The sequence below is a fragment of the Micromonospora chaiyaphumensis genome (assembly GCF_900091435.1).
Lineage (GTDB): Bacteria > Actinomycetota > Actinomycetes > Mycobacteriales > Micromonosporaceae > Micromonospora > Micromonospora chaiyaphumensis.
This window is the reverse complement of record NZ_FMCS01000002.1, coordinates 220,642-238,631: the sequence shown is the minus strand read 5'-3', so window position 1 is coordinate 238,631 and position 17,990 is coordinate 220,642. Positions and strand designations below refer to the sequence as shown.

At 72.4% G+C, this 17,990-nt stretch carries 20 protein-coding genes; 12 read left to right on the top strand and 8 right to left on the bottom strand.

The window, feature by feature from the left end:
* The first annotated feature begins 403 nt into the window (after positions 1–403).
* Complete coding sequence (locus GA0070214_RS32895; protein ID WP_167364207.1) at positions 404–580, top strand: hypothetical protein; 177 nt, start codon at positions 404–406, stop codon at positions 578–580.
* A 292-nt stretch (positions 581–872) separates the two neighbouring features.
* On the opposite strand, the gene GA0070214_RS06850 is transcribed toward GA0070214_RS32895, so the two are convergent.
* Together GA0070214_RS06850 and GA0070214_RS06845 are read right to left on the bottom strand one after the other, a co-directional pair.
* Positions 873–1,325: a hypothetical protein gene (locus tag GA0070214_RS06850; RefSeq protein WP_091260385.1), complete on the bottom strand. Its 453-nt coding sequence runs from the start codon at positions 1,323–1,325 to the stop codon at positions 873–875.
* Positions 1,326–1,426: 101 nt separating this feature from the next.
* A complete protein-coding gene (locus tag GA0070214_RS06845) occupies positions 1,427–1,639 on the bottom strand; it encodes an acyl-CoA carboxylase subunit epsilon (protein ID WP_091260383.1) in 213 nt (70 codons plus the stop codon).
* 91 nt (positions 1,640–1,730) lie between these two features.
* Between GA0070214_RS06845 and GA0070214_RS06840 the strand changes: the two genes are divergently transcribed.
* Both GA0070214_RS06840 and GA0070214_RS06835 read left to right on the top strand, forming a co-directional pair.
* Positions 1,731–3,710 carry a serine/threonine-protein kinase gene (locus GA0070214_RS06840; RefSeq protein WP_091260380.1) on the top strand — a complete coding sequence of 660 codons (1,980 nt, stop codon included), beginning with the start codon at positions 1,731–1,733 and terminating at the stop codon, positions 3,708–3,710.
* 89 nt (positions 3,711–3,799) lie between these two features.
* Positions 3,800–4,030 (top strand): hypothetical protein, encoded by a 231-nt coding sequence (locus tag GA0070214_RS06835; RefSeq protein ID WP_091260378.1) that lies wholly within the window; start codon positions 3,800–3,802, stop codon positions 4,028–4,030.
* Positions 4,031–4,123: 93 nt separating this feature from the next.
* On the opposite strand, the gene GA0070214_RS06830 is transcribed toward GA0070214_RS06835, so the two are convergent.
* The 3 genes from GA0070214_RS06830 to GA0070214_RS32275 form a co-directional block, all read right to left on the bottom strand.
* Positions 4,124–4,876 carry a GH25 family lysozyme gene (locus tag GA0070214_RS06830; protein WP_091260376.1) on the bottom strand — a complete coding sequence of 251 codons (753 nt, stop codon included), beginning with the start codon at positions 4,874–4,876 and terminating at the stop codon, positions 4,124–4,126.
* Positions 4,877–5,002: 126 nt separating this feature from the next.
* The gene (locus tag GA0070214_RS32280; RefSeq protein WP_377462974.1) at positions 5,003–5,257 is read right to left on the bottom strand and encodes a Uma2 family endonuclease; all 255 of its coding nucleotides are present in this window, start codon (positions 5,255–5,257) and stop codon (positions 5,003–5,005) included.
* A 3-nt stretch (positions 5,258–5,260) separates the two neighbouring features.
* Positions 5,261–5,419, bottom strand: coding sequence for a hypothetical protein (locus tag GA0070214_RS32275; protein ID WP_244167582.1), 159 nt, complete (start codon positions 5,417–5,419; stop codon positions 5,261–5,263).
* 100 nt (positions 5,420–5,519) lie between these two features.
* Here GA0070214_RS32275 and GA0070214_RS06820 point away from each other — a divergent pair, with 100 nt between their 5' ends.
* The 4 genes from GA0070214_RS06820 to GA0070214_RS06805 all read left to right on the top strand — a co-directional run bounded on the left by GA0070214_RS06820 (position 5,520) and on the right by GA0070214_RS06805 (position 8,789).
* Positions 5,520–6,263, top strand: coding sequence for a M50 family metallopeptidase (locus tag GA0070214_RS06820; RefSeq protein ID WP_091260374.1), 744 nt, complete (start codon positions 5,520–5,522; stop codon positions 6,261–6,263).
* Between the two features lie 101 nt (positions 6,264–6,364).
* The gene (locus tag GA0070214_RS06815) at positions 6,365–7,348 is read left to right on the top strand and encodes a ketopantoate reductase family protein (RefSeq protein WP_091261420.1); all 984 of its coding nucleotides are present in this window, start codon (positions 6,365–6,367) and stop codon (positions 7,346–7,348) included.
* Between the two features lie 63 nt (positions 7,349–7,411).
* Positions 7,412–7,912 carry a SigE family RNA polymerase sigma factor gene (locus GA0070214_RS06810; RefSeq protein WP_091260371.1) on the top strand — a complete coding sequence of 167 codons (501 nt, stop codon included), beginning with the start codon at positions 7,412–7,414 and terminating at the stop codon, positions 7,910–7,912.
* Positions 7,905–8,789, top strand: coding sequence for a hypothetical protein (locus tag GA0070214_RS06805; protein WP_091260369.1), 885 nt, complete (start codon positions 7,905–7,907; stop codon positions 8,787–8,789). Before GA0070214_RS06810 ends, GA0070214_RS06805 begins: the two co-directional genes overlap by 8 nt.
* Positions 8,790–8,838: 49 nt before the next feature.
* On the opposite strand, the gene GA0070214_RS06800 is transcribed toward GA0070214_RS06805, so the two are convergent.
* Positions 8,839–10,422: an acyl-CoA carboxylase subunit beta gene (locus GA0070214_RS06800; protein WP_091260364.1), complete on the bottom strand. Its 1,584-nt coding sequence runs from the start codon at positions 10,420–10,422 to the stop codon at positions 8,839–8,841.
* A 96-nt stretch (positions 10,423–10,518) separates the two neighbouring features.
* Here GA0070214_RS06800 and GA0070214_RS06795 point away from each other — a divergent pair, with 96 nt between their 5' ends.
* Both GA0070214_RS06795 and GA0070214_RS06790 read left to right on the top strand, forming a co-directional pair.
* Positions 10,519–11,394 (top strand): biotin--[acetyl-CoA-carboxylase] ligase, encoded by an 876-nt coding sequence (locus GA0070214_RS06795; protein ID WP_091260362.1) that lies wholly within the window; start codon positions 10,519–10,521, stop codon positions 11,392–11,394.
* A gap of 78 nt (positions 11,395–11,472) precedes the next feature.
* Positions 11,473–12,045, top strand: coding sequence for a PH domain-containing protein (locus GA0070214_RS06790; protein ID WP_091260360.1), 573 nt, complete (start codon positions 11,473–11,475; stop codon positions 12,043–12,045).
* 52 nt (positions 12,046–12,097) lie between these two features.
* Here GA0070214_RS06790 and GA0070214_RS06785 read toward each other — a convergent pair whose 3' ends face one another.
* On the bottom strand, positions 12,098–12,799 hold the full coding sequence (locus GA0070214_RS06785; protein ID WP_091260358.1) for a GtrA family protein: 702 nt from the start codon (positions 12,797–12,799) through the stop codon (positions 12,098–12,100).
* Positions 12,800–12,862: 63 nt separating this feature from the next.
* Positions 12,863–13,399, bottom strand: a complete 537-nt coding sequence (locus GA0070214_RS06780) for a GtrA family protein (RefSeq protein WP_091261418.1) — start codon at positions 13,397–13,399, stop codon at positions 12,863–12,865.
* A 447-nt stretch (positions 13,400–13,846) separates the two neighbouring features.
* Here GA0070214_RS06780 and GA0070214_RS06775 point away from each other — a divergent pair, with 447 nt between their 5' ends.
* From GA0070214_RS06775 to GA0070214_RS06765, 3 genes are all read left to right on the top strand, one after another.
* A complete protein-coding gene (locus GA0070214_RS06775) occupies positions 13,847–15,688 on the top strand; it encodes a phosphoenolpyruvate carboxykinase (GTP) (protein ID WP_091260355.1) in 1,842 nt (613 codons plus the stop codon).
* Positions 15,689–15,727: 39 nt separating this feature from the next.
* The gene (locus tag GA0070214_RS06770; protein ID WP_091260353.1) at positions 15,728–16,603 is read left to right on the top strand and encodes a hypothetical protein; all 876 of its coding nucleotides are present in this window, start codon (positions 15,728–15,730) and stop codon (positions 16,601–16,603) included.
* A 197-nt stretch (positions 16,604–16,800) separates the two neighbouring features.
* The gene (locus GA0070214_RS06765; protein ID WP_377462690.1) at positions 16,801–17,970 is read left to right on the top strand and encodes a geranylgeranyl reductase family protein; all 1,170 of its coding nucleotides are present in this window, start codon (positions 16,801–16,803) and stop codon (positions 17,968–17,970) included.
* Positions 17,971–17,990 lie beyond the last annotated feature (20 nt).

Here is a 17,990-nt window from a genome sequence, read left to right as displayed (position 1 = left end):
AGGGACTGCGGGATGTGCAGCCACGCCGGTCGGCGGGGATGGGGGCGCAGTGTTCGGAAGGGTTGGCTGAGTGGGGGCTGGTGTTAGTCCTGAGCCGACACCGCCTAGTACCGGCCCAACTCCTAGTGACGGGAGGTTGGCGGGTGACATGGAGGGTGATCCTGCCTGCGTCGCAGCCGTTGGCGACCGCGTGGGTGAAGAGGTGCCTCCCGACGTTGCGACGGGCATGGGGATGATGGGAGGGATCAGGGGTGCTGCGTTCCCGTATACGTCTGGGTCGTTCGTCTGACGACCTGGCCGAATCGGTGTTGGCGGGCGTTGGAGCATGACTTGGGCTTGTTGGAGTTCGCCGCTCAACCCCGTCATCAACCCGCGCGCCCGCACGTTCAACTCTTCAAGATCCGTGTCCGTCACCGGCGGCTTCTCCGGCAGCCGGCTTCCCGCCACCGCCTTCGGGTCGGTGAGCACCGCCTCGTACGCCCGCTTCTGGCGCACCTTCTCCGCGTACTCGTCGAAGAGCGGTTTGAGTTCTGCGCGGGTGCTGCCGATGGCGCGGGTGGCGGCGGCGAGCGCGTCGTAGTTCGCGGCGGCGGCGTCGTGGGTGCGTTGCACCTGGTCGATGAGCTGGTCGAGTTCGCCGAGGTAGGCGCGGGCGGCGGCGTTGGTTTCCGGCGGCCACGCCTCGGCGAGCCCGCGCCGGTATTCGCGCAGGCGGCTCACGTGGGCGAGGGCCAGGTCGCAGACCTTGCGCCAGCCGGCGACCTGCTTCCACTGGCCGGTGGTGTCCTGGTCCTGGAGGCACGCCCACATGCTGAGCACGTCCATGAGGTGCCAGTCGGTGAGCCCGGAGGTGCGCCCGCTGCCCCGTTCGATCACGGCAGGACCACCCGCCCCGGCTCGGTGGCGGTGGGGTCGGCCAGCGGCGGCGCCGGGCGGGCGGTCGCCACCGGCGGCGCGGCGAGGGCCTGTTCGACGTCGCCGATCCGGGCCGAGGAGAAGGCGTCGGAGTCGCCGTAGGCGGCCGCGATGTGGCCGGCCGCGCCGGCCAGCCGGCCGGTGGCGGGGGCCAGGTCCCAGACCATGGTGACCGTGGCCTTCTGGGTCTCGTGGTGGGCCTGGAGGAACTGGACCAGCTCGACGAACGCGTCGGCCGGGTTGGGGATGGGCGCCCGCATGTCGTCGGCGATGTACGACAGGTGGGGGGCGTAGTTGCGGCTGACCTCGTCCTGGAGCCGGTCGGCGAACTCCCGCATCCGTCGGATGTCGGCCTCGATGCCGCCGTAGTCACGCAGCCAGCCGGCCGGCTGGTTGTCCTCCGGGATCATCGACCCTCCCTGCCCGTCACCGCACGGTTTCCCTGAGTGAGGTTAATGGCTCCGCGCGGATCCCGGCAGTCCTGATGCGCGGCTGCGTACCCCGGGAAGGGTCAGCGGGGGAGGCCGGAGGCGCGCCACGCGCCGGGGCCGGTGACGGGCGCCGCGCCCGCCGGACGGGCGCTGCGCGCCCAGTGCGACACGGCGGCCGGCGCGGGGGCCGCGGCCGGCCGGGTCCGCACCACGATGGCGCCGACCAGGGCGGCCAGTTCCTCGGCGGTGGGCACGCCGCGGACGATCCGGCACAGCGGCTCTTCGGCAGACATGCCGACAGGGTACGCGTCCAGAACTTGACCTTCACCGGACAGTGGCGTGCCGCCGGTGTAGGCGTCGGGGCTGCCGGGTACGGTTTCCGGGATGTCTAACGCGCTCCCCCAACTCGTCGCCGACCGGTACCGGCTCATCTCGCCGCTCGGCCAGGGCGGCATGGGTCGGGTGTGGAAGGCGCGCGACGAGGTGCTGCACCGCGACGTGGCGATCAAGGAGCTCGTCCCGCCGCCCAGCCTCACCCCGGAGGAGCGCCGCGAGATGCGGGAACGCTCGTTGCGGGAGGCCCGGGCCATCGCCCGGCTCAACAACGTCAACGTGGTCCGCATCTTCGACGTGCTGCGCACCGACGGCGATCCGTGGATCGTCATGGAATACGTGCCGTCGAAGTCCTTGCAGGACACCATCGCCGAGGACGGTCCGGTCTCGCCGGCCAAGGCCGTCGAGATCGGTCTGGGCGTGCTGGGCGCGCTGAAGGCCGCGCACAAGGCCGGCATCATGCACCGCGACGTGAAGCCCGGCAACGTGCTGCTCGGCAACGACGGGCGCGTGGTGCTCACCGACTTCGGCCTGGCCACCATCCCGGGCGACCCCAACGTCACCCGCACCGGCATGGTGCTCGGCTCGCCCGCGTACATCGCGCCGGAGCGCGCGAAGGACGGCACGGCGGGGCCGGAGGCCGACCTCTGGTCGCTGGGCGCCACCCTCTACGCAGCCGTGGAGGGCAAGTCGCCCTACGCGCGGCCGTCGGCGATCGCCACCCTGGCCGCGCTGGCCACCGAGCCGCTGCCGCCGCCCAAGAACGCGGGCCCGCTGAAGCCGGTGCTCCAGGGCCTGCTGCGCAAGGACCCCGAGGAGCGGATCACCGCCGAGGTCGCGGAGCGCATGCTGCGCAAGGCCGCGGGGCGGCGGGCCAAGGGCATCTCGCTGCTGGACGGCGTACGCCGGCCGGGGCCGAACGGTCCCCGCGGGCCGCGCCCGCCGCTGGTGCCGGCCCCGCGTCCGGCCGACGGCCAGGCCGAGCGGCCGGTGAGCCCGGCCCCGCGCAAGTTCGACACGGGTACGGCTGCGGCGGCCGGTGCCGCGGCGGTCGCCGATGCCGCCGCGATGGCGCCGGCCGGCTCGGACGCCGCGCCCACCGCCAAGGTGGCCCCGCCGGTCGCCGAGCCGACCACGAAGCTCGACGCCGCGCCCGCCGTCGACGAGACCCGGGTGGACGGTCCCGATCCGGCGCTCGACGAGACCCGGCTGGACGGCGAGCCCGTCGTGGAGCCGCCGGCTCCGCCGAAGAACCCGACCTCGGTGCTGGCCGAGCCGGTCAGCCCGGCGCCGTCGACGGGCCGGGCCGCGGTGATCCCGGGTACGAAGCCGGAGCGCAACAGGCGCAACCTGCTGATCGGCGCGCTGGTGCTGGTGCTGCTGGTCGGCCTCGCGGTGGCCGTGCCGCTGCTGAACCGCGGTGACGACCGCAAGGAGGGCGGGCAGGCCGCCGCCACCTCGGCCGCTCCGGCCCCGCCCGGCCCGGCGACGAGCGACGCACCGACCTCGGCCGCGCCGACCAGTGCCGCTCCCAGCCCGACCCCGTCGGCATCGGCGACGCCCTCGGCCGCCGCCGGTACCCTGCCCGCAGGCTGGCGCTACTACAAGGGCCCGAACGGCTTCCAGGTGCCGATCCCCGACGGCTGGCAGGCCCGGGTCCGGTCCGACAACGTCGTGCTGTACGAGACCGGCGGGGCGCGGCGGGTGCTGTTCATCCAGTGGACCTCCACCCCCAAGAAGGACGCGTACGCCGACTGGCAGGCGCAGGAGTCGAGCCGCCGGAACTACGTCGACAACTACAAGCTGGTCGGGATCACCCGCTGCGACGGCTACTACCGCACCTGCGCCGACTGGGACTGGCTGGAGACGCGCAACGGCGGCACCCGCTTCCACGTGCGCAACCGGGGCGTGGCCACGGCCAGCAACCGGGGCTACGCCCTGCGCTGGGAGGTCCCGGCGAACGCCTGGGACGCCAACCTGGCCAACTGGGAGATCATCACCAAGGGCTTCAAGCCCGACCGGGTGAACTGATCCGGCGAATCCCGCCGTTGCGAAACTGACTCGCATGGCCTTCCGTCCTCGGGGGTATTGAGACCCGCGACGACGGAAGGAGGAACGACATGGGTTACCGACACAGGGACACCGGCCCCCGCCTGGCACTGTGGATGCTGGTCGCGCTCGGGGACGTGATCCTGCTGCTGGTCAGCGCCGGCCTCTCCGCGCCGGTCGCGGTGCTCGGTGTCGTCGCCCTCACGGTCGCGGGGGTGACGGCGTGGCGGCTGGCCCGCCGGACCACCCTGGCCGGGCGGGGCGCGGTCCCCGTGCCGGTCGGCTCGCGACGCAGGGCGTGACCTCGGCCAGGACGACAGTGGCGGCAGCCGGACCAGCTATCGACCTCGGTCGTAGCCGATCCCGCTGCCGCCGACTGGCGACCGTGGGGCTGATCAGGTGTTGTTGGCCAGGGCGATCAGCCGGGTCCGGTCACCGTTCCAGTAGTTGCGGTCGACGTTGCCGCTGATCCCGGAGACGCTGCCGGTGCTGGTGTACTGCCAGAAGCTCCAGAACGGGGCGCCGGCCGGCAGGGCGCCCACCGTGCTGGACCACCGGGCGACCCACAGCGGGTGGTTGGCCCACGGGGCGGTCCAGCTTCCGGTGCACTGGTTCCACCAGCTGGTGGTGGTGTAGATGACGGCGTACCGGCCGGTGCGGGACCGGTAGGTGTTCAGGAAGTCCTGGACCCAGTTGCGCATGCCGGTGGTGGTCAGGCCGTAGCAGTAGCCGCCCGCGTAGGGGTTGGCTTCCAGGTCGAGCGCGGCGGGCAGCGTACGGCTGTCGGCGGACCAGGCGCCACCGTTGCTGGCCAGGTAGTTCGCCTGGGTCGAGCCGGCGCTGATGTTCGGCCGGGCGAAGTGGTAGGCCCCGCGGATCACGCCGGCGTTGTAGGCGTTGACGTAGTTCGCGTTGAAGTTCGGGTCCTTGTAGCTGGTGCCCTCGGTGGCCTTGATGAAGGCGAACTGGATGCCGGCGTTCCGCACGCTGGTCCAGTTGATGCTGCCCTGGTAGCGGGAGACGTCGATGCCGGGAGTGGTGGCCGCGGCGGCCGGTCCGGCGGTCGCGAAGAGGGCCGCCGCCGCGGTGGCGGCGACGGTCAGGCCGGCGGCGAGCAACCGGCGCACGGAGAGTCTGGTACGAGCCATCGATGCCTCCCAGGGACGTCCAATGATTGACGCCAATCTTTGGAGGTAAGTGCCCTAGATCGCAAGAGGGCTTAAAGAATTTTTCATAGACGGCCGTCGTCGTCCTGATGGCCTCGAAGGGGCGGTTCAGCGAAGGGCGGCCGGGATCCGGGCGATCGCGTACAGCTGCATCTTGAGCAGGCGGTCGGCGGCGGCGTTGCCGAGCGACACGATCTCTCCGACGAGAAACACCTGGTCCGCGGCGAGGAACGTTCCGTCGTCGTCGGCGTCCGTGACGACGAGGTCCGGGATGACGACCCGGTCGACCCCGAGCCGGACATTGATCGCGTCGTAGACCGAGAGCCCTTCCGGCTCCGCTGCTGCCTCGATGCTGTTCGCCAGTCGTCACGCCACCAGCTGGTGCCGTCGGCTCGGTGCAGGGCTCACGATCAGGCTCCCGTCGAGCAGTTCGATCCGGTCCGGCGTCTCGCCCAAGGCGAGGTAGTCGGCCTCGGTCCAGAGGCCGACGTGCTGCGCGAAGGGCTCCAGCGGAGCGGCATTCACCGGCGTTCACCTCCCGATCCGATCGCCACCCGATCAGTCTCACAGCTTGCGAGGCTGCGCCGGTCGAACGACACAGCTCAGGCCGGTAGGCTCCCCGCCCATGCCCCTGATCGACGGCCTCACCACCCTCTGGGACAAGCTGCTCGGCGCCCAGCCGGACCCGCCGCCGCTGCTGGTGCTGCTCACCGCCGTCGTCGCGGTGGCCGTGGTCGCCACCCGGCTGCCCTGGCGGATCGCCCGCAACGCGGTGACCATCGCGCACGAGGGCGGCCACGCGCTCATGGCGCTGCTGACCGGCCGGCGGCTGCGCGGCATCCGGCTGCACTCGGACACCTCCGGCCTCACCCTCTCCGCCGGCCGCCCCAGCGGCCCGGGAATGATCCTCACCCTGCTGGCCGGGTACGTGGCCCCGTCCCTGATCGGTCTGGCCGGGGCGTGGCTGCTCGCGGGCAACCGGATCACCCTGCTGCTCTGGGTCGCGGTGGTGCTGCTGCTGGCCATGCTGGTCATGATCCGCAACGTCTTCGGCGTGCTGTCGCTGCTGGTCACCGGCGGCGTGGTGCTGGCCGTCTCCTGGTACGCCTCGCCGCAGGTGCAGGCCGCGTTCGCCTGGACGTCGGTCTGGTTCCTGCTGTTCGGCGGCGTCCGCCCGGTGTTCGAGCTGCAACGGCTGCGCAGCCGGGGGCGGATGCCCGAGTCCGACGCGGACCAGCTCGCCCGGCTCACCCCTTTCCCGCCGCTGTTCTGGGTGACGGTGTTCCTGCTGGTCAGCCTGGCCGCCCTGGGCGCCGGCGCGCTGCTGCTCGCCGGCCCGATCCTCACCGACGCCGGCCTCACGATCTGAGCGGCACCTCGCCCGACTGCCAGCGGGCCACGGACACGGCCCGCGCCGCTGTGGAGTGGATCACCCGGCGGGACGGGTCGGGGCGGGGCAGAATCGGACGGGTGCGATACGTGATCATCGGGGCCGGCGCGGTCGGCGGCACCATCGGCGTTCGGCTGGGGGAGGCCGGCCGCGACGTGACGCTGGTGGCCCGCGGCGCGCACCTGGACGCGCTCCGGGAGCGGGGCCTGACCCTGCGGACGCCGGACGGCACGGTGACCAGCCGGCTTCCCGCGGTGGCCGGGCCGGACGGCCGCCCGCTGCCGGCGGACACCGTGCTGGTCCTCACGGTCAAGTCCCAGGACACCGAGGCGGCCCTGGCGACCTGGGTGGACACCCCGGTCGAGGGCGGCGGCACGGCGGGCGAGCGGCTGCCGATCGTGCTGGCCCAGAACGGCGTCGCCAAAGAGCCGGCCGCGCTGCGACTGTTCGCCCGGGTGCACCCGGTCTGCGTCTGGCTGCCCGCCACGCACCTGGAACCCGGCGTCGTGGTGGCCAACGGGCACCCGCATCCGGGGATGCTGCACCTCGGCCGCTATCCGTCCGGCGCGGACGACACCAGCCGCGCGGTCGCCGCCGACCTGACCGCCGCCGGGTTCGTCGCCCCGGTCCGCGACGACGTGATGCGGTGGAAGTACGGCAAGCTCCTCGGCAACCTCGGCAACGGCCTCCAGGCGCTGCTCGGCCCGGAGACGCCCGAGGCGCTGGCCGCCCGGGTACGCGCCGAGGGGGAGGCCGCGCTGGCCGCCGCCGGGATCGCGCACACCACTCGCGAGGAGGAGGCCGCCGAGCGGGGCGACCGCGTGCGGCACCGGCCGGTCGACGGCGCGGAGCGGGCCGGCGGCTCCACCTGGCAGAGCCTGGCCCGGGGCGCCGGCTCCGCCGAGGCCGACCACCTCAACGGCGAGATCGTGCTGCTCGGCCGGCTGCACGGGGTGCCCACCCCGGCCAACGCGGCGGTGCAGTCCGCCGTGCGCCGGGCGGTCCGGGAGCGCATCCCGGCCGGCGGCTTCCCCCTCGCCGAGCTGGAGAAAATGGTCGGCTGACCGGGCAACCGCGGCCCGGGCGCCAGGCGTCTCTCCTGCGACCGCCACGGGGGAGGTAGCAGGGTGCCGGACGTCGACGGGTTCGACGATTTCTACCGGGGCAGCCGGCAACGGCTGCTCGGTTTCGTCTACGTGCTCACCGGCAACCTCGCCGAGGCCCAGGACGCCGTGCAGGAGGCGTACATCCGGGCCTGGCAGCGCTGGTCGACGGTGCGCGGGTACGACGACCCGGAGGCGTGGGTGCGCGTGGTGGCCAGCCGGATCGCGGTGAGCCGCTGGCGCAGCCTGCGCAGCCGGGCCCGGGCCTACCTGCGGCACGGGGCCGAGGAGAGCATCCCCGCACCGACCACCGACACGGTCGAGGTGGTGGCCGCGCTGCGCCGGCTCCCCGAGGAGCAGCGCACCGCCATCGCGCTCTACTACCTGTGCGGCATGCCGGTCGCGGAGGTGGCCCGGGAGACCGAGGCGCCGGTCGGCACGGTCAAGGCGCGGCTCTCCCGGGGGCGCGCCGCGCTCGCCGGGCTGCTCGCCGTGGTGGATCTGGAGGAGGCCGCCGATGCGTGACGATGATCTGACCTTCGTCGAGCTGCTGCAGCGGGAACTGCACACCGTCCGCTGGCCGGAGCCGGCCGAGCTGCGGTCCCGCGCCCGGCGGCGCAGCCGGCGCACGGTGGTGGCGGCTGCGCTCGCCGTGCTGGCGGTCGCCTCGGGCACCGCGCTGGTGGAGGCCGGGCGGGCCGCTCCGCACGCGGCGCCGCCGGCCGGCGCGCCGGCCTCGGCGCTGCCCACCGCGACCGCCTGGACCGCCACCGAGGTGCCCACTGAGGTGCTGCTGAAGCCGACGGACCTGCGGACGAAGACGGGGGTCCCGTTGACCGAGGCCGGCCTCGGCGAGGCCGTCCGGCTCGACGACCTGCTGCTGTACTGCCGGAAGCACCAGAGCCTGCCGGCGGAGTGGGAGGCGTCCCGGTACTCCCGTTCGGTGACGATCCTGCGCGAGCGTCCGGCGGCCGACGAGCAGCGGCCGGACCAGGTGCTGGCCATGCAGGACGTCTACCGGGTCACGCCGGAGGTGGCCGACCGGGTCTTCGCCGGCATGGGCGAGCTGCTCGCGCCGTGCCGCGACTGGCGGTCCAGCGGCCCGACCCAGTGGCAGGGAAAGACGATCAACGCGCAGGTCGTCCACTCCTGGCAGGAGGTCGACATCGACTTCGCCGGGGACGACTCGGTGCTGCTGCGGCACACGGTGGGCCAGGCTCGGAACCTGGACACCGGCAAGCCGTTGGGTGCCGTGAGCAAGCCGATCAGCCGGGTGGTCGTCCGGGTCGGCGACCTCGTCAGCGTGATCCAGGTCGGGCGCGACGGCACCGAGGCCGACCTGCGGAGGCTGGCTGTGGTGGCGGCCGGTCGGATGTGTCCGGCCGCCCACCCGCGCTGCTGACGCGACGGCCCCCGACCGCGCAGGGGGTGGGGGCCGCCACGCGTCCGCGTCAGAGTGGGATGTTGCCGTGCTTCTTCGGGGGCAGGGTCTCGCGCTTGGTGCGCAGCACCCGCAGCGCCCGCACGATCTGGGTGCGCGTCTCGTGGGGCGGGATCACCCCGTCGACGTACCCGCGCTCGGCGGCGATGTACGGGTTGGCCAGGGTGTCCTCGTACTCGGCGATCTTCTCGGCCCGGACGGCGGCCGGGTCCTCGGCGTTGGCCAGCTCCGAGCGGTAGAGGATGTTCACGGCGCCCTGCGCACCCATCACCGCGATCTGCGCGGTCGGCCAGGCGAAGTTCAGGTCCGCGCCGAGGTGCTTGGAGCCCATGACGTCGTACGCCCCGCCGTAGGCCTTGCGGGTGATGACGGTGACCTTCGGGACGGTGGCCTCGGCGTAGGCGTAGATGAGCTTCGCGCCGCGGCGGATGATGCCGTCCCACTCCTGCCCGGTGCCGGGGAGGAAGCCGGGGACGTCCACGAAGGTCAGCACCGGGATGTTGAACGCGTCGCAGGTGCGCACGAACCGGGCCGCCTTCTCCGAGGCGGCGATGTCCAGCGTGCCGGCGAACTGCATCGGCTGGTTGGCGACCACGCCGACCGGGCGCCCCTCGACCCGGCCGAAACCGACCACGATGTTCTGCGCGTAGAGCGGCTGGACCTCGAGGAACTCGCCGTCGTCGAGGACGTGCTCGATGACCCGGTGCATGTCGTACGGCTGGTTGGCCGAGTCGGGGATCAGCGTGTCCAGCTCCCGGTCCTCGTCGGTGATGTCGAGGTCCACATCGGCGGCGAAGACCACCGGCTCGTCGAGGTTGTTCGACGGCAGGTACGACAGCAGCGCCTTGACGTACTCGATCGCGTCCTCCTCGTCGGTGCCGAGGTAGTGCGCGTTGCCGCTGCGGGCGTTGTGGGTGCGGGCACCGCCCAGCTCCTCCATGCCCACGTCCTCGCCGGTGACCGTCTTGATGACGTCGGGACCGGTGATGAACATGTGCGAGGTCTGGTCGACCATCACGGTGAAGTCGGTGACCGCCGGGGAGTAGACCGCGCCACCCGCGCACGGGCCCATGATCAGCGAGATCTGCGGGATGACGCCGCTGGCCCGCACGTTGCGGAAGAAGATCTCGCCGTAGAGGCCGAGCGAGGCGACGCCCTCCTGGATCCGCGCGCCGCCCGAGTCGTTGATGCCGACGACCGGGCAGCCGATCTTCATGGCCAGGTCCATCAGCTTGACGATCTTCTCGCCGAAGACCTCGCCGAGGGAACCGCCGAAGACGGTGAAGTCCTGCGCGAAGACGCAGACCTGCCGGCCGTCCACCGTGCCGTAGCCGGTCACCACGCCGTCCCCGTACGGGCGGGTCTTCTCCAGCCCGAAGTTGGTCGAGCGGTGCCGGGCGAATTCGTCCAGCTCGACGAAGGAGCCCTCGTCGAGGAGCATCTCGATCCGCTCCCGAGCGGTCTTCTTGCCCCGCGCGTGCTGCTTCTCGACCGCGCGCGCCGACCCGGCGTGCACCGCCTCGTCGAGCCGTCGCTCCAGGTCCGCCAGCTTGCCGGCGGTCGTGTGGATGTTGATCCCGGTCTCGGTAGTCACCCAGGGAATATAACGATGGTTCAGGTGTGTGCCGCTGTGCAGTGCGCCTCACCGCTTCCCGGCGACCGGCCGGCGTGCGAGCCGTAGGCTGGCGGAATGCCCGGCTCGCCGTACACCGATCTGGACCGCCCGCCACTGTCCGCGGCCCGGCTGCAGCGTGCCCTGGTGGCGCCGCACGGGCCCTGGCGCCGGCTGGAGCTGCGCGCCGAGACCGGCTCGACCAACGCCGACGTGGCCGAGGCCGCCCGGGCCGGCGAACCCGAGGGCCTCGTGGTGGTCGCCGAGCGGCAGACCGCCGGCCGGGGCCGCCGGGGTCGGGTCTGGCAGTCGCCGCCGCGGGCCGGCCTCGCCACCAGCGTCCTGCTCCGGCCGGGCGAGGCCGTCGCGGAGCGCCGCTGGTCGCCCGTGCCACCGCAGGGGTACGGCTGGCTGCCGCTCCTGGCCGGCGTCGCGCTGGTCGAGGCGGTGGCCCTGCTGGCCGAGCTGGACGCCCGGCTCAAGTGGCCGAACGACCTGCTGCTGGACGGCGCGAAGTGCGCCGGGGTGCTCGCCGAGGCGGTGCCCGGCACCGCGCCCGACCAGCCACCCGCCATCGTGGTCGGCATCGGCCTGAACGTGACCCTGCGCGCCGACGAGCTGCCGGAGAACCCCACCGGGCTGCCGGCCACCTCGCTCCAGCTCGCCGGTGCCGCCGCCACCGACCGGGACCCGCTGCTGCGCGCCCTGCTCCGCTCGCTCGCCGACTGGTACGAGCGCTGGCGGGACGCGGGCGGCGACGCGGTCGCCAGCGGCCTGCGGGACGCCTACCTGGCGGCTTGCGCCACGGTCGGCCGGCAGGTCCGCGTGCTGCTTCCGGACGGCCGGGAGGTGCGCGGCACCGCCACCGGCGTGGACCCGGACGGGCAGCTGCTCGTCGACGGCCCGGAGGGCGAGCTGCGTCTCGCCGCGGGCGACGTGCTGCACCTGCGCTGAGCACCCTCCGCGCGGCCGATCCCGGAGGATGCGCCGACCGGTTACGGTCACCCCGTCCTGTTCTGCGAGGAGGTTCCCGTGGCGTTCCCCGAAGACGTGCTCACCGAGGACGAGCACGTCGTGCTGCATCTCCACCCGCACTGGAAGGCCCTGATCCGGCCGATCCTGGTGCTGGTGCTCGCCGTCGCGGCGGTGGTCGCCGGCTGGGTCCTGCTGCCCGAGGGCGACGGCGGCACGATCGCGCTCTACGTGATCGCCGCGCTCGGCCTGGTGCTGGTGTTCTGGCTGGGGCTGTGGCCGTTCCTGGTCTGGCGCACCACCCACTACCTCTTCACCAACGAGCGGGTGCTGCTCCAGGAGGGGGTGTTCTCCCGCAACCGGCGGGACCTGCCGCTGACCCGGATCAACGACCACGCCATGCACCAGAAGTTCCTGGAGCGGCTGCTCGGCTGCGGCACGCTCACCATCGAGTCCGCCGGTGAGCGCGGCCAGTCGGTGCTCAGCGACGTGCCGCACGTCGACAAGGTCCAGACGAGGCTCTACGAGCTGGTCGAGGCCCACCACGACCGGCACAGCCTGGGCGACGGCGAGATGCGCGAGATCCTGGCCGACATGGCCGAGGGCAAGCCGCTGCGCGACCCCTCCGCCTGAGCCCCGGGTCCTCCGGCGCCCGGTGAACGGGCGCCGGAGCGCCGGGCCGGAGTCAGCGGCGCGGGGCGCGGCGCGGGGTGGGCTGCAGCTTGGCCAGTTCGGCGTCGAGGTCGGCGCCCAGTGCGCGGCCCAGGCCGGCGTCCGCCGCCGCGGGGCGGACCTGTTGTGGCGCGTAGTCGCCCGCCCGGCGCTCGCCGAGCGGCGGCTCGGTCTCCTCCAGCTCGCTGACCGACTCGGCCAGCTCGGCCACCGGGTCCATCTCGCCCACGTTGTCCCACTCGTCGCGCGGAATGGCGTGCCAGGTCTCCTGGGCGTGCTTCGGCACCGGCTGGAACACGAACGTCCGGTAGGACCAGAAGCGGAACAGGGTGGCCAGCAGGACGCCGCCGGTCTTCGCCACGTTCAACGCGAGCAGGCTGTGTACGCCGAGGCCGTACTTCGCCAGCGCCAGGACGCCCAGTTCGATGACGAGACCGGCGCCGTTGAAAAGGAAGAACAGGGCGTATTCGCGCCGAAGCGCCGCCTTCGGTCGATCCCGGTACGTCCAGTGCCGGTTCATCAGATACGACGTGATCGTCGCGACGATGGTCGCGATGACGGTCGCCTTGAGCTGGCCGTCGCGGAAAACCGTGAGTGCCAGCGCATTGAACACCGCGTAATTGATGACGGTGTTGATGCCGCCGACGATGCCGAATTTGAGCGCCTCGTGGATGAACTTCTGCCAGCGCTCGGGCAGCAGACGGACAAGAGGCATGCGGAACACCTTAAGACAGTGGGCAGGGCCGGCTGGGCCCGGCAGGACGGGATGGGCGGTGGGTCACGCCCCGGACTCTCGGTCGCGGCTCGTCGCCGGAACGGGGGGAGTTCCCGCCTCGACGAAAACGAACCGTCGGTACGACCAGAACCGGAACAGCGTCCCCAGGCCGGTGCCGACGATGAAACTGGCGATGTTGTCGGCCAGCGGGGTCTGGAACACCTCGGGCCACACTGCGCCGAGCCCGTAGCGGCTGATCGCGAGACAGGCCACCGCGATGCCCAGGCCCACCCCGTTGAAGAAGAAGAACAGCGCGTACTCGCGGGCGGGGTGGGAGCGCTGGCGGTGCCGCCAGGTCCAGAACCGGTTGCCGAGGAACGCCAGGGTGGCCGCGATGACGGTGGAGATGGTCTTGGCCGCCACCGGCGGCATGTGCCGCACGCTCGCGAGGTAGTTGAAGAGAGCGAAGTCGACGAGGAAGGCGAAGCCGCCGACGGTGGCGAACTTGCTCATCTCCCGGACCAGGTGACCGAAACGGTCGATCAGGGCACCGATCAGACCTCGACGGGTCTGCGGAGCCCCCGGTTGTTCCCCGGTCATCGTCGCGGCCACCCGCCGAGAGTACCGGGTGCGCGCTGCGGGGACGGGCCGCAACGGCGAGTCGGCGGCGGCGGCCGGCCGTTTGCGGTGTCCGTGAGCGGAGCGTAACCGAGCGTGGCGGAATTGTGGAGCAGATCACGGAATCGTCGTTCGTGTTAAGCCGGACCGCTTCGGCGCATCCGGCACCCTCGCGGGGTTGCTCGCGTACCGCGCCGTCGAAGGTTCTCCGCAAGATTTGCGTGAAACTGCGCGCGAAAGCGGGTAAGAGATCGCGATGCCGCAGCGTGGCCGTACCTTGTGCAGTTCTTCACAACCAGTCCCACTGACTGGGGAGGTAGCCCGGTTTACGCTGAGCCCAATCCCAGGTTTCCACGAAGGCGACGCACCGGCTCGCCAGTACTCGTGCATCCCATACATCGGTCAGCGTCGACCACAAGGAGATGTGACATGGTTGCTCCGGCTACTGTTCGGGGTATCGATCAGGCCCCGACGTCCCACCCCAAACTGCTCGCCTGGGTACGTGAGGTCGCGGAACTGACCACCCCCGACCGGGTGGTCTGGGTGGACGGGTCCGATGAGGAGTGGCGCCGCCTCACCGACGAGCTCGTCGAAAAGGGCACCCTGATCCGGCTGAACCCCGAGAAGAAGCCCAACTCGTTCTACGCGCGGACGGACCCGACGGACGTCGCGCGGGTCGAGGAGCGCACCTTCATCTGCTCCGTCGACGAGGCGGACGCCGGCCCCACCAACAACTGGATGGCGCCGGCCGAGATGAAGCGGACGATGACGGAGCTGTACCGCGGGTGCATGCGCGGGCGCACCATGTACGTCATCCCGTTCTGCATGGGGCCGGTCGAGGCGGAGAGCCCGATGTTCGGCGTCGAGATCACCGACAGCCCGTACGTGGTCGCCTCGATGCGCATCATGACCCGGATGGGCGAGAAGATCCTCGAGGCGATGGGCGACGACGCCGACTTCGTGCACGCGCTGCACTCGATCGGCGCTCCGCTGGAGCCGGGCCAGCAGGACGTGGCCTGGCCGTGCAACGACACCAAGTACATCTCGCACTTCCCGGAGACCCGCGAGATCTGGTCCTTCGGTTCCGGCTACGGCGGCAACTCGCTGCTCGGCAAGAAGTGCTACTCGCTGCGGATCGCCAGCGTCATGGGCCGCGACGAGGGCTGGCTCGCCGAGCACATGCTGATCCTCAAGATCACCTCGCCCGAGGGCAAGGTCTACCACATCGCGGGCGCGTTCCCGTCCGCCTGCGGCAAGACCAACCTGGCCATGCTGGAGCCGACCATCCCGGGCTGGAAGGTCGAGACCATCGGCGACGACATCGCCTGGATGCGGTTCGGCCCGGACGGCCGCCTCTACGCGATCAACCCGGAGTACGGGCTCTTCGGCGTCGCGCCCGGCACCGACTGGAAGACCAACGCCAACGCCATGCGGACGCTGGACCGCGGCAACTCCGTCTTCACCAACGTGGCCCTCACCGACGACGGCGACATCTGGTGGGAGGGCATGGGTGAGCCGCCGGCGCACCTGATCGACTGGAAGGGCAACGACTGGACGCCGGAGAGCGACAGCCTCTCCTCGCACGCGAACAGCCGGTTCTGCACCCCGATCACGCAGTGCCCGATCCTGGCCGACGACTACTACGACCCCAACGGCGTGCCGATCGACGCGATCCTGTTCGGCGGCCGGCGCCGGGACACCGTCCCGCTGGTCACCGAGGCCCGCGACTGGGTGCACGGCGTTTACATGGGCGCCACGCTCTCCTCGGAGACCACGGCCGCCGCCTCCGGCGCCGTCGGCGTGGTGCGCCGCGACCCGATGGCCATGCTGCCGTTCATCGGCTACCACGCCGGCGACTACTTCCGGCACTGGATCGAGATGGGCAAGGGGGCCGACGGCGACGAGGCCAAGCTGCCGAAGATCTACTACGTCAACTGGTTCCGCAAGGACGCCGAGGGCAACTTCCTCTGGCCGGGCTTCGGCGAGAACTCCCGGGTGCTCAAGTGGGTCATCGAGCGCCTGGAGGGTCGGGCCGAGGCGGTCGAGACCCCGATCGGCATGGTCCCGGCCCAGGACGCGCTCGACGTCGAGGGCCTGGACATGACCCCGGAGGACGTCCGGATCGCCCTCAAGGTCGACCCGGAGGAGTGGCGCAACGAGCTGCCGCTGGTCACCGAGTGGTTCGAGAAGTTCGGTGACAAGCTCCCCGGCGTCCTCTGGGCCGAACTGGACGCGCTGCGCGCCCGGCTCGACGCGGAGCCGCAGAAGTAGAGGTGTGACGGAAGCCCGCGCCGGGCAACACCGGATGCCATGAGGACGGCCGCCGAACCTGTCGAGGTCCGGCGGCCGTCCGCCGTCCGGGCGCTGACCACCCTGCTCGCCGTCACGGCGGCGGCCACCATCGTGGTCGAGCTGCTCAACTACTGGTACGCCCCGGAGCAGGAGTTCGGGCTGGCCGTCCGCACCGGCTGGGCCATGCTGCGGTCGCTGGGCTTCCTGGTGCTGATCGGGCACGTCAAGCGCGGCCGGGCGGTGGCGAAGCCGTTCGGCCTGATCCTGTCGGTGACCACGGTCTTCGCGGTGGGGCGGCTCGTCGTACCCCGGGCGGGGGTGCCACCGCTGCCCGGCCTGCTCGGCTTCGCGGTGCTCACGGCGCTCTGCGTCGCGGTGGTGGTGCTGCTCTACCGCTCCGAGGCGGTCGGCGGGCACCTGGTCCGGCACCGCAAGGGCCTGGTCGTCGAGGGCGGGGTGATCTCCTGGCGGGAGGTGGTCCCGAAGCGCCCGCCGGTCACCGGCTGGCTGCTCACCGCGCGGGTCGCCGCGTTCACCTACAGCCCGCTGATGCTGGTCCCGGCCCTGGTCGCGACGGGTTCCATCCTGGACGGGCGGATCAGCGCGCTGCCGGCCGTGCTGTTCTGGTTCGCCGCCGGCATCGCGGTCAGCTACGCCGTGCTCCTCTGCACCGCCTTCCTCATGCGCGACCGTCCCTGGGCCCGCAGGTTCCTGGTCGTCATCACCCTGACCACCCTCGCGCTGGACCTCCCCCTCTGCTGGTGGCTCCTGGGCGTGGACGGCCTGATCCGAGACGGCGCCCCCCTGGTGACGGCCGCCCTCCTGACCCTGTACTCCCTCCACCGCGCCGGTCACGCGCCCACCCCGCCGCCCGCCCCGTCCTCGGCGCGTTGATCAAGAAGTTTGCGTCAAATCCCGACCGTTGCCTGACGCAAACCTCTTGATCAACCCGACGAGTCGGGCCGTGCGGCGTGCGGGACGGGCCGGGGCTCGCCTCGTCTGGGTGATCATGAGGTTGGCGGCGGTGTTGATCTCCGTTGGTGCCGCCAACCTCATGATCAACGGGACTGCGTGGGGCGCGGCGGGCTGAGGTGGGGCGCACGGCGGGTCAGGATGGGGGTGTGTGGGACGTCATCGTCGTCGGGGCGGGGCCGGCCGGGGCCGCGGCGGCGCTCGGGGCGCGGCGGGCCGGCGCCCAGCGCGTGCTGCTGCTCGACCGGTACGAGTTTCCGCGGGACAAGGCGTGCGGGGACGGCATCGCGGCGCACGCGCTGGACGTCCTCGCCGAGCTGGGGGTGACCGGGGCGGTCGACGGGTACGCGCCGCTGCCCGCGCTGCGCCTGGTCGGCCCCGGTGGCGGCACGGTGGCCCGGGCGCTGCCCCGGCCCGCGTACACGGTGCCCCGGCAGGTGTTCGACGCCCGGCTGGTGGCGGCGGCGACTGCGGCCGGGGCCGAGCTGCGCCGGCACACCGTACGCACCGTGGAGGTGCGCGAGGACCGGGTGGTGCTCGACGGGGACCTGGCCGCCCGGGCGGTGGTGGGAGCGGACGGGGCCGGCTCGGTGCTGCGCCGGGTACTCGGCCACCCGGTGAACCCGGACCGGCACCTCGCGCTCGCCATCCGGGGCTACGCGCCGGCCCGCCCCGGCCCGCCCGAACAGCTCATCGTCACGTCGTCGCCGCGCTGGCCGGCGTACGCCTGGTCCTTCCCGATCGGCGACGGCCGGGCGAACGTCGGGTACGGCGAGGTGCTGCGCGGTGAGCCACTGACCCGCGCCCACCTGCTGGAGCGGCTGGCCGCCCTACTCCCCGGCACCGATCCGGCGGCGGTGACCGACCTGCGGGCGCACCACCTGCCGCTCTCCACCCACCGGCCGGCGCCCGGGCGGGGCCGGCTGGTGCTGGCCGGCGACGCGCTTTCGTTGATCAACCCGTTCACCGGCGAGGGCATCTTCTACGCGCTGCGCTCCGGTGCCCTGGCCGGCGCCGCCGCGGCCGACGCCCCGGCCGTCGCGGCCCGCCGGTACGCCGACGCGCTGCGCCACCGGCTCGGCACCCACCTGCGGCACAGCTCGGTGGCGGCCTGGCTGGCCCGGCGCCGGTGGGTGGTGGACGCGGCGGTGCGCGCCGCCCGCCGCGACGAGCGGGTCTACCGGACCGTGGTGGAGCTGGGACTCGGTGACGGACGTCTCGACGCCCGCACCCTGGCCAGGATCGGCGCCGGCCTGGCGACGGCATCGGCGCGCCGAGCCGCGCCCTGAACGCCGTCCGATGCGCCACC

What these genes read in the sequence shown, in the direction of transcription:
- GA0070214_RS06840 (WP_091260380.1), top strand. Translation starts at nt 1,731, where the DNA reads ATGTCTAACGCGCTCCCCCAACTCGTCGCCGACCGGTACCGGCTCATC.
- GA0070214_RS06775 (WP_091260355.1), top strand. Translation starts at nt 13,847, where the DNA reads ATGGTTGCTCCGGCTACTGTTCGGGGTATCGATCAGGCCCCGACGTCC.
- GA0070214_RS06770 (WP_091260353.1), top strand. Translation starts at nt 15,728, where the DNA reads ATGAGGACGGCCGCCGAACCTGTCGAGGTCCGGCGGCCGTCCGCCGTC.
- GA0070214_RS06820 (WP_091260374.1), top strand. Translation starts at nt 5,520, where the DNA reads ATGCCCCTGATCGACGGCCTCACCACCCTCTGGGACAAGCTGCTCGGC.
- GA0070214_RS06830 (WP_091260376.1), bottom strand. Translation starts at nt 4,876, where the DNA reads ATGGCTCGTACCAGACTCTCCGTGCGCCGGTTGCTCGCCGCCGGCCTG.
- GA0070214_RS06780 (WP_091261418.1), bottom strand. Translation starts at nt 13,399, where the DNA reads ATGACCGGGGAACAACCGGGGGCTCCGCAGACCCGTCGAGGTCTGATC.
- GA0070214_RS06845 (WP_091260383.1), bottom strand. Translation starts at nt 1,639, where the DNA reads ATGTCTGCCGAAGAGCCGCTGTGCCGGATCGTCCGCGGCGTGCCCACC.
- GA0070214_RS06850 (WP_091260385.1), bottom strand. Translation starts at nt 1,325, where the DNA reads ATGATCCCGGAGGACAACCAGCCGGCCGGCTGGCTGCGTGACTACGGC.
- GA0070214_RS06805 (WP_091260369.1), top strand. Translation starts at nt 7,905, where the DNA reads ATGCGTGACGATGATCTGACCTTCGTCGAGCTGCTGCAGCGGGAACTG.
- GA0070214_RS06835 (WP_091260378.1), top strand. Translation starts at nt 3,800, where the DNA reads ATGGGTTACCGACACAGGGACACCGGCCCCCGCCTGGCACTGTGGATG.
- GA0070214_RS06785 (WP_091260358.1), bottom strand. Translation starts at nt 12,799, where the DNA reads ATGCCTCTTGTCCGTCTGCTGCCCGAGCGCTGGCAGAAGTTCATCCAC.
- GA0070214_RS06795 (WP_091260362.1), top strand. Translation starts at nt 10,519, where the DNA reads ATGCCCGGCTCGCCGTACACCGATCTGGACCGCCCGCCACTGTCCGCG.